Below are 9,962 nucleotides of genomic sequence, written 5' to 3'. Positions count from 1 at the left end.
TTTATTCATAAGGCTATTATATCAGCTTTCTAGAGGAGCGACAAGAAACAGCAAATCATAGGTGATCTGAAAACTTTAACAACGAACCGAAAAAGCAGTGGATTTGCTCCACTACTTTAACAGCCTATTCTTCAATTTCGATTTCAAGCTCATCGCCTAGATCAAGTGTAACTTCTTCATTCACAGAATCTGCTTGAACTGCTTCATCTTTTTTGCTTTCAGTAGCTTCTTCTCCATCAATCAAACCAAATTGAACACGAACTTGATGGTCAATTTCATCAAAGACTTCTGGGTGATCTGCCAAGTATTTCTTAGCATTTTCAGAACCTTGCCCGATTTTCTCATCCTTGTAAGAATACCAAGCTCCTGCTTTTTTGATGATATCCAAATCGCTTGCAATCTTCAAAAGCTCACCTGTCTTAGAAATTCCTTCTCCGTACATGATTTCAACGAAGGCTTCCTTAAATGGTGGAGCCACCTTGTTTTTCACGACCTTGATTTTAGTTTCTTTACCGACATTGGTATCTTTTTGGTCACCAGTTCCCTTGATTTGTGTGCTTCCACGAACATCCAAACGGACTGATGCATAGAATTTCAGAGCACGTCCACCAGGAGTTGTTTCTGGATTTCCAAACATCACCCCAACTTTTTCACGCAATTGGTTGATAAAGATGGCAATTGTTTTGGTTTTATTGATAGAAGCACCAAGTTTACGCATAGCCTGGCTCATCATACGAGCCTGCAAACCAACGTGGCTATCTCCGATATCTCCATCAATTTCCGCACGAGGGACAAGAGCCGCAACTGAGTCGACTACGACAAGATCTACAGCACCTGAGTCAATCAATTTTCCTGCAATCTCAAGACCTTGCTCTCCTGAGTCTGGTTGTGACAAGAGCAATTCGTCAATATTGACACCAAGGGCCGCAGCATAAGCTGGATCGAGGGCATGTTCCGCATCGATAAAGGCAGCAATACCACCTTCTTTTTGCGCTTGTGCAACTGCATGAAGGGCAACCGTTGTCTTACCAGATGACTCTGGCCCATAAATTTCAATGATACGTCCCTTAGGATAACCACCTGAACCAAGGGCAATATCAAGAGCCAAGGAACCAGAGCTCATCACTTGCACCTTTTGCTCGGCACGTTCACCCAAACGCATGATTGAACCCTTACCAAAGTCTTTCTCAATCAATTTAAGAGCGTCATTCAAGGCTTTTTCACGTTCTGCCCCGAATTTTTTTGAAATTTCATCTAATTTTTTTGGTTTTTTAGCCATTCTATTCTCCTACATTCTAATGGTCCTTAGACCTATCTACTATTATATCAAAAGTTAGTCACTTAATAAAGCCTTGCGAACTAGGTTAAAGGCATGCATAACCGCAATATGACGTACATCTGCTCGACTTCTGCCTCCAATATTCACCTTGATGACCTCTGTTCCATGCTCCTGTGCCAAGCCTATGAAGACTGTCCCAGCTGGATGTCCTTCTAGGCTATCTGGTCCTGCCACTCCAGTCAAACTAAGGCCAAAATCAGACTGGGTCTTGATTCGTGCCTGCTCAGCCATCTTCTGGGCTGTAAATTCAGACACCACACCCTGTTCTTCTAAATCCTTGACAGGAATATCCAACATCTTTGATTTTTCCTCCAAGCTATAGGTTACAAAACCACCCTTAAATATACTTGAAGCACCCGAAAAATCCGCTACCCTAGCTTGGAAAAGACCAGCCGTCAAACTCTCAGCAGCCGTGATGGTTTTCCCTTGTTTTTTCAGTTCTTCTACCACAATGCTAGCTAAACTAGTTTCTTCCCCATAACCATAACAAAGGCCTCGTAAAGAAAAGCCTTCAAAGGTCTGGCGACCTAATATTTGATTTTCCAAAATATCCAGCGCTTGATTTGCCTCTTCTTGGCTGCTAGCTTTTGTTGACAGACGCAGAGTGACTTCTCCTGTCTTTGCATAAGGGGCCAAGGTCGGATCTGTTTGATGATCAATCAAATCAGCCAAAATCGTAACCAGCTGACTTTCGCCAATTCCAAAGAAACGAAGAACTCGAGAATACAACTTACTCCCTGTCATCAACTTAGGTAGAAGTTGGTTTAAAACCATGGGTTTTAATTCACTTGGTGGACCAGGAAGGACGACGTAGGTCACTCCTTCAACTTCTAAGATTCCTCCTACAGCCAATCCTGTTTCGTTTGGCAGTGGAGTCGTTCCTTCTACAATTTGAGCTTGCCTTTCGTTATTCGGTGTTCGGGCATAGTCTGGTCTCTGGGCAAAAAAGATATCCAACTTCTCCTGCGCCTGAGAATCAAAGACTAATTCTTTCCCTAAAAATTTAGCCAGAGTTTGTTTGGTCAAATCGTCCTCTGTCGGTCCCAAACCACCTGTCAAAATCACTAGACCGCTACGTTGACTGGCAATCTCAAGCAAAGACAAGAGACGAGCTTCATTGTCTCCTACAGCCGTCTGAAAATATACGTCTACTCCAATTTCTGCTAGTTTTTCCGATAAAAACTGGGCATTGGTATTGACAATCTGTCCTGTCAAAATCTCTGTTCCAACAGCAATGATTTCTGCTTTCATGTTTCCTCCTACCTATCTATTCGTATTTTTTTGAAAAAATCGCAGGAAATTTCCCACGATTGATTTTTTATTTGTATCAAAAAACAAACTATTCTACTTCATTTGTTACAAAGACGCTTTGTTGTTGATTATCCCCATTATCAACAGGCACCCGTCCAAACAAATCTTCAAATAAGACAACATTTGTTTCAAGCTGAGTGATTTCTTCTTGTCCCAAAGAGCGTCGCAATATATTCTGCATTTCCAACATATGCTCTCTAGAAACAATCTGGTAAGAAATACCTTGCAACATCTCTCCTTCACCCTTCAACTGTTGTGATTCAATGGTTTTAAATGAATCTTTATAACCCAACAAGTTCGGAATACTTTTTGCAGATAAATCAATATTAGTCTGCATATTGGTACTTAGAGCTTTTAAGATAGACTGATAGTGACTGACACTATCCAAACTAAGAACTTTTTCAACAACTTTTTGAATGACTTCACGCTGACGCTTCTGACGTCCGTAGTCTCCTTCTGGATCTTGATACCGCATGCGTGAATAAACAAGCGCTTCCTCTCCATTTATTTTCTGTTCTCCAACGCCAATAGAAATGGTGTTGAATTCTTCTTGGTCACTGATAGAAATCGGGAAACCTAGCGTGTTATTGACGGTAATGCCGCCTACTGCATCAACTAATTGTTGCAAGCCTTGCATGTTGACCATAATATAGCGGTCAATATGGATATTCATCATCTTTTGAATAGTTGAAATAGCTAATTCTGCACCACCACCAGCATAGGCAGCATTTAACTTCGCTTCTTCAATACCTCCATCTTTATGCTGAATTTTAGTCAGAATATCACGTTCCAAACTCAACATCATGGTTTTCTTTGTGTGAGGATTGACAGTCAGCAAAATCATACTGTCACTGTTTCCAGCCCACTGATCCGTACGTTCCACATTCCCAGTATCAACTCCCATCAACAGAATAGTCATGGGTTCAGTTGCTTCGATAACCTTGGTTTCTTCCCCAATCTTTTTATATGTTTTTGATAAAGTTTGTGTGCCTTGCTGATAAATGGTATAAGCAAAGACACCCACACCCAAAACTGTCACAGCTAGAAAAGCTAGCACCATTCCAATAATTTTTTTAACCATATTTCTACTAATCTATCAGTCTACCCATCAGGTAAACATCGATAAAGTCCCCTTCTTCTATGTACGCACCGCGCTCTTGTCTACCTTCAATTACAAAACCATGCTTTTGATATAGATGAACTGCAGCTTGATTACGAGTTTGAACAGTTAATTGAAGCCTACGAAGAATGCCACTAGCCTGCGCCCATTCTACGACTTCTTCAAGCAAGAAACTTCCCAACCCATTATTCCAATATTTCTTACCAATCACAATAAAGAGATCTCCAATATGACGAACTCTCTTACGTTGATCAGCTGTGATATTTACAAGGCCAGCAATTTCATCATTCAGTAAGGCAAGTAAAGTGATTTGATTTTCTGAGTGAGCCTGTTTATTCAAAAATAACTCCATCTCAGTATCTGTCATCAAAATACCATCCCTGTCTAGACTGGTAAAGTCTGTTTCTACACTGACACGATTTAAAAATGATACTAAGGCAGCTGCATCTTTAGGCTCTGCTTCTCTAATGAGCAACTCATACTCCATGTTGAAGCTCCTCTAAGAGTTTTTCTGCACGCAAACCCTTGGCTTGGAAGTTTAATCTGCGACCATCTTCCTCTTTTAGAATTTCCAATTCTAAATAAGTATCTGGCAAGGCATCACCTAAAAGATTCCCCCACTCGATGACAGTCACCCCGCCACCAAAGAGAAATTCATCTAAATCAATAGAATCAGCATCCCCCTCTATACGATAAACATCTAGGTGGTAAAGCGGAAGACGACCTTCATACTCTCTTACGATAGTGTAAGTTGGACTCTTAATCATCTGAGAAATCTGTAATCCTTTTGCAAGTCCTTTAGTAAAGGTCGTTTTACCTGCACCCAGTTCTCCAGTTAAGATTAAAACATCATTCTTTTCTAATAAATAGCCCAAACGTTCACCTAAGAACTGTAACTCTTCTTCGTTTTTAGTGTACATATTCCTATTATACCAAAAAGTTATTCTTTGTCGAGATATTATCTGTGAATTCCATAGTATGAATTATAAGACTTGGACTAGCCCTTATTCTGATTTTAAAATAGGAACAGTAAAAAGACAACTAATAGTACATCTCTCATCAAGTGGCTATAAAATGAAACTTCCCAGCGAATGACTTTTGGTACCAACAGTCCTAGAAAAAGCATTCCCAAGGCAACATAAAATGTCATGGATAATATTGACCAAGGATTTCTGAGAACGATTAAAATAGCTAGTCCACTGATAAAACAGATTCCCTTTTTACCCAAAATCTTTTTCAATCCATATACATACTTCTGAATCGGCAGAAAGACTAACAAGTCAATACCGAATAAGAAAAAGAAACTCGGTAGAAAGACTTCCACAAACTCTTCCACGGATGCATTTCCTTCAAGGAGATGTTCTATGACAATTAAGGCTAAACCTAAAATGTTTACTAAGAGTAACAAAGTATACAAGAGTTGTTTCTTATCTGCTCTAAAAACTGAATAATATTGATTTTGTTGCCCTTTATAGTAGTTTAGTCCTACCCCAATACTCGCAAGTAGCAACATGCCAACTAAATAATAGAAACAGTTTTGATTTAACATCAAGGACCAGGTCGATAAACTTAAACAAGAACAGCCACCAAGTCCAAAAACTGTCAGCAATAACAAAACGCGAATTTGCTTTTTCATTCTTTCCATCATTCTTCCTCCCTTACTTGCTCTTATTATATGCTAGAAATCCTCACTTTTGCTAGAATATTTCTCAACTGTCAGTTTTCTACTCTAAAACGCAAAAAAATTTGATGCAAGTAACCCTTACATCAAAGTTTTACTATTTTTCTTCAAACCAAAGAGCAATTTCTCGCTTAGCTGACTCTTCTGAATCTGAACCATGTACAACATTTTGGATAACCTCATTTTCTCCAGCAGCTTTTGCAAAATCACCTCGAATCGTGCCTGGTAAAGCTTCTTCTGGACGAGTCGCACCCATCATAGTCCGCCAAGTTTCGATTACTTTGGGACCAGAAATGATACCTACAAGAACCGGTCCTGAAGTCATAAATTCACGAATCGGTGGGTAAAAACTTTGGCCAACCAAGTCCTGATAGTGCTGGTCAATCAACTCTTCTGAAAGCTGTGAACGCAACTCCAATTTTTCGATTGTAAATCCACGTTGTTCGATGCGTTTTAACACTTCACCTACTAGTCCTCTTTTTACACCATCTGGTTTAATGATAAAAAATGTTTGTTCCATACCTGTCTCCTTTGTCAGCTTCTTTCTTTTATACTCTTCGAAAATCTCTTCAAACCACGTCAACGTCGCCTTGCCGTAGGTATGGTTACTGACTTCGTCAGTTCTATCCACAACCTCAAAACAGTGTTTTGAGCTGACTTCGTCAGTTCTATCTACAACCTCAAAGCAGTGCTTTGAGCAACCTGCGGCTAGTTTCCTAGTTTGCTCTTTGATTTTCATTGAGTATTATTTTACCACATTTTATGGAAAAATGGAGAAAGTTTTCAGAAAAGAAAAAGAGAACCCGAAGGCCCTCTCATTCTCTTTTATTCTACTGTTTCTTCCACAGTTTCAACGGCAGTATCCACAACTACTTCTGTTGTTTCTTCATTCCCTTCTTCCTCTACTGGAGGATTAAGGTATTCTTCTTCGTTGATAGCATGTGGTTCAAGGTTACGGTAACGAGCCATACCAGTACCTGCTGGGATGATCTTACCGATGATAACATTTTCTTTAAGTCCAAGGAGATGGTCTTTCTTACCACGGATAGCCGCATCAGTGAGGACACGAGTTGTTTCCTGGAAGGAAGCCGCTGACAAGAAACTGTTGGTTTCAAGTGAGGCTTTGGTAATTCCCATAAGGACTGGGCGACCTGTCGCTGGAACACCACCTGCGATAAGGACATCTTTATTAGCATCCGTAAAGTCATTGATATCCATGAGGGTACCCATGAGAAGATCTGTGTCACCTGGATCCATGACACGAACTTTACGGATCATTTGACGAACCATTACCTCGATGTGTTTGTCACCGATTTCTACCCCTTGGCTACGGTAAACTTTTTGTACTTCACCGAGAAGGTACGTTTCAACTGACAAGACATCACGAACTGCAAGGAGACGTTTTGGTTGGATAGAACCTTCTGTAAGAGCAGCACCACGCGCTACTTGGTCCCCAACTTCAACACGCATACGAGCGGTAAATGGAACGACATATTCCCCTTCACCAGTTTCACCCTTAACAAAAACTTTCTTGGTACGAGTTGATGCATCTTCTTCGATAGCAGTAACTTGTCCTTTAACCTCTGTGATAACCGCTTCCCCTTTAGGATTGCGGGCTTCAAAGATTTCTTGGACACGAGGAAGACCCTGAGTGATATCGGTGTTTGAGGCAACCCCACCCGTGTGGAAGGTACGCATTGTAAGCTGTGTACCAGGTTCCCCGATAGATTGGGCAGCGATTGTACCAACTGCTTCACCAACTTCAACCGCATCACCAGTCGCCAAGTTGATACCGTAACAGTGACGGCAGACACCGTGACGAGTGTTACATGTAAATACAGAGCGGATAGTCACTTCTTCCACACCAGCATTGACAATTTCACGCGCCTTGTCTTCTGTGATCAATTCATTTGGACCGATGATCACTGCACCAGTTTCTGGATGTTTAACAGTTTTCTTAGTGTAACGACCATTGAGACGCTCTTCGAGAGACTCGATCATCTCTTTTCCTTCTGCGATAGAGCGGATCAAGAGACCACGGTCTGTTCCACAGTCATCCTCACGGATAATAACATCTTGGGCAACGTCAACCAAACGACGAGTCAAGTAACCTGAGTCGGCTGTCTTAAGGGCCGTATCGGTCATACCTTTACGGGCACCGTGAGTTGAGAAGAACATTTCGAGTACTGACAAACCTTCGCGGAAGTTTGAAAGGATTGGCAATTCCATGATACGTCCGTTCGGAGCCGCCATCAGACCACGCATACCGGCAAGCTGTGAGAAGTTTGAGATGTTACCACGGGCTCCAGAGTCCATCATCATAACGATTGGGTTCTTAGGATCTTGGTTAGCAATCAAGCGTTTCTCTAGTTTTTCACGGGCAGCACGCCATTCAGCTGTAACGGCATTGTAACGCTCGTCGTCTGTAATCATACCACGACGGAATTGTTTTGTGATTTGTTCTACACGTTTGTGTGATTCTTCAATGATTTCAGCCTTGTCATCAACGACTGGGATATCGGCGATACCCACTGTCAATCCTGCAAGAGTTGAGTGGTGGTAACCGAGGTTCTTCATACGGTCAAGTAGGGCAGAAGTTTCTGTCGTACGGAAACGTTTGAAGATTTCAGCGATGATATTTCCAAGGTTTTTCTTCTTGAATGGAGGGTTGAGTTCAAGATTGCTGATAGCTTCCTTGATATCTCCACCAAGTGGCAAGAAGTATTTAGCTGGAACACCTTCTGTCAAGTTGGCATTGTTTGGTTCTTGCAAGTATGGTAGACCCTCTGGCATGATGTCATTGAAAAGGATTTTACCAACTGTTGTAAGCAAGACCTTGTGTTTTTGCTCTTCTGTCCATGGTTTGTTGAGGCTGTCTGTTGCAATACCAACACGTGAATGGAGGTGAACATAACCATTACGATAAGCCATAACCGCTTCGTCACGGTCTTTGAAGACCATTCCTTCACCTTCACGACCAGCTTCTTCCATTGTCAAGTAGTAGTTACCCAAAACCATGTCCTGAGATGGAGTAACAACTGGTTTACCATCTTTCGGATTCAAGATGTGCTCAGCAGCGAGCATCAAGATACGAGCTTCTGCTTGGGCTTCTTCTGAAAGCGGTACGTGGATGGCCATTTGGTCCCCGTCAAAGTCGGCATTGTAGGCTTCACAGACAAGTGGGTGCAAGCGAAGGGCTTTACCATCAATCAAGACTGGCTCGAAGGCTTGGATACCCAAACGGTGAAGGGTCGGTGCGCGGTTCAAAAGCACTGGGTGTTCTTTAATCACTTCTTCAAGAATATCCCAGATACGCTCATCTCCGCGTTCCACCAAGCGTTTAGCTGCTTTGACGTTTTGCACGATATCACGGGCGACGATTTCACGCATTACGAATGGTTTAAAGAGCTCGATCGCCATTTCACGTGGCACACCACATTGGTACATCTTAAGAGTTGGACCAACGGCGATAACGGAACGTCCTGAGAAGTCAACACGTTTACCGAGCAAGTTTTGACGGAAGCGTCCTTGTTTACCTTTAAGCATGTGGCTCAATGATTTCAGTGGACGGCTACCTGGTCCTGTGATTGGACGACCACGACGACCGTTGTCAATCAAAGCGTCAACCGCTTCTTGAAGCATACGCTTCTCATTTTGAACGATAATACCTGGTGCATTCAACTCAAGCAAACGAGCCAAACGGTTGTTACGGTTGATAACACGGCGGTAAAGGTCATTCAAGTCAGATGAAGCAAAACGGCCACCATCCAACTGCAACATTGGACGAAGATCTGGTGGAATAACTGGAAGGATGTTGAGAATCATCCATTCAGGTTTGTTTCCAGACTTGTAAAAGGCATCCAAAACATCCAAACGACGGATGGCTTTGACACGTTTTTGTCCAGTAGCTGTTTTCAACTCTTCTTTGAGTTCAGCAATTTCTTTTTCAAGATCTACTTGTTTCAAGAGGTCTTGGATAGCTTCGGCACCCATCTTGGCAACGAATGATCCATAACCATATTCACGCAAGCGCTCACGGTATTCGCGCTCTGTCATGATAGACTTGTGCTCAAGTGGTGTATCCTTAGGATCAATCACCACATAAGCAGCAAAGTAGATAACTTCCTCGAGGGCACGAGGGCTCATATCAAGGGTCAAGCCCATACGGCTTGGAATCCCCTTGAAGTACCAGATGTGAGATACAGGAGCTTTCAATTCGATATGCCCCATACGCTCACGACGAACTTTCGTACGCGTTACTTCAACCCCACAGCGGTCACAAACAATCCCTCTGTAACGAATGCGTTTGTATTTACCACAAGCACATTCCCAGTCTTTTGTAGGACCAAAGATCACTTCATCAAAGAGCCCTTCACGTTCTGGTTTCAAGGTACGGTAATTGATTGTTTCAGGTTTTTTGACTTCTCCATAAGACCATGAACGGACTTTACTTGGAGAAGCTAGGGTGATTTGCATACTTTTAAAACGATTTACATCAACCACTATTTCTT

8 protein-coding genes are annotated in these 9,962 nt (G+C 42.1%); all 8 read right to left on the bottom strand.

Going from position 1 to position 9,962, the window contains the following annotated elements; translation table 11 throughout:
- Nucleotides 1–124: 124 nt before the first annotated feature.
- The 8 genes from recA to rpoC all read right to left on the bottom strand — a co-directional run bounded on the left by recA (nt 125) and on the right by rpoC (nt 9,954).
- Nucleotides 125–1,279: a recombinase RecA gene (gene recA / locus RWM06_RS05825; RefSeq protein WP_313970444.1), complete on the bottom strand. Its 1,155-nt coding sequence runs from the start codon at nt 1,277–1,279 to the stop codon at nt 125–127.
- A gap of 54 nt (nt 1,280–1,333) precedes the next feature.
- Nucleotides 1,334–2,590, bottom strand: coding sequence for a competence/damage-inducible protein A (locus RWM06_RS05820; protein ID WP_313970443.1), 1,257 nt, complete (start codon nt 2,588–2,590; stop codon nt 1,334–1,336).
- An 88-nt stretch (nt 2,591–2,678) separates the two neighbouring features.
- Nucleotides 2,679–3,731 (bottom strand): biofilm formation/cell division transcriptional regulator BrpA, encoded by a 1,053-nt coding sequence (brpA, locus tag RWM06_RS05815; protein ID WP_313970442.1) that lies wholly within the window; start codon nt 3,729–3,731, stop codon nt 2,679–2,681.
- A gap of 7 nt (nt 3,732–3,738) precedes the next feature.
- Entirely contained in the window at nt 3,739–4,257 is a 519-nt protein-coding gene (locus RWM06_RS05810) for a GNAT family N-acetyltransferase (protein ID WP_313970441.1), read from the bottom strand.
- A complete protein-coding gene (gene tsaE, locus RWM06_RS05805) occupies nt 4,247–4,690 on the bottom strand; it encodes a tRNA (adenosine(37)-N6)-threonylcarbamoyltransferase complex ATPase subunit type 1 TsaE (protein WP_050262671.1) in 444 nt (147 codons plus the stop codon). Before tsaE ends, RWM06_RS05810 begins: the two co-directional genes overlap by 11 nt.
- A 95-nt stretch (nt 4,691–4,785) precedes the next feature.
- Entirely contained in the window at nt 4,786–5,415 is a 630-nt protein-coding gene (locus RWM06_RS05800) for a competence protein (RefSeq protein ID WP_313970440.1), read from the bottom strand.
- Between the two features lie 133 nt (nt 5,416–5,548).
- A complete protein-coding gene (gene ndk, locus RWM06_RS05795) occupies nt 5,549–5,971 on the bottom strand; it encodes a nucleoside-diphosphate kinase (protein ID WP_313970445.1) in 423 nt (140 codons plus the stop codon).
- 305 nt (nt 5,972–6,276) lie between these two features.
- Nucleotides 6,277–9,954, bottom strand: a complete 3,678-nt coding sequence (gene rpoC / locus RWM06_RS05790; RefSeq protein WP_000228746.1) for a DNA-directed RNA polymerase subunit beta' — start codon at nt 9,952–9,954, stop codon at nt 6,277–6,279.
- Nucleotides 9,955–9,962 lie beyond the last annotated feature (8 nt).

Origin of the sequence: uncultured Streptococcus sp. (assembly GCF_963516575.1) — a bacterium.
Lineage (GTDB): Bacteria > Bacillota > Bacilli > Lactobacillales > Streptococcaceae > Streptococcus.
Note: the sequence above shows the minus strand (reverse complement) of the source record. Positions and strands in the feature narration are given on the sequence as shown.

Excerpts from the sequence above, each read along its gene's own strand:
- recA (WP_313970444.1), bottom strand. The coding sequence starts at position 1,279 with ATGGCTAAAAAACCAAAAAAATTAGATGAAATTTCAAAAAAATTCGGG.
- RWM06_RS05820 (WP_313970443.1), bottom strand. The coding sequence starts at position 2,590 with ATGAAAGCAGAAATCATTGCTGTTGGAACAGAGATTTTGACAGGACAG.
- brpA (WP_313970442.1), bottom strand. The coding sequence starts at position 3,731 with ATGGTTAAAAAAATTATTGGAATGGTGCTAGCTTTTCTAGCTGTGACA.
- RWM06_RS05810 (WP_313970441.1), bottom strand. The coding sequence starts at position 4,257 with ATGGAGTATGAGTTGCTCATTAGAGAAGCAGAGCCTAAAGATGCAGCT.
- tsaE (WP_050262671.1), bottom strand. The coding sequence starts at position 4,690 with ATGTACACTAAAAACGAAGAAGAGTTACAGTTCTTAGGTGAACGTTTG.
- RWM06_RS05800 (WP_313970440.1), bottom strand. The coding sequence starts at position 5,415 with ATGGAAAGAATGAAAAAGCAAATTCGCGTTTTGTTATTGCTGACAGTT.
- ndk (WP_313970445.1), bottom strand. The coding sequence starts at position 5,971 with ATGGAACAAACATTTTTTATCATTAAACCAGATGGTGTAAAAAGAGGA.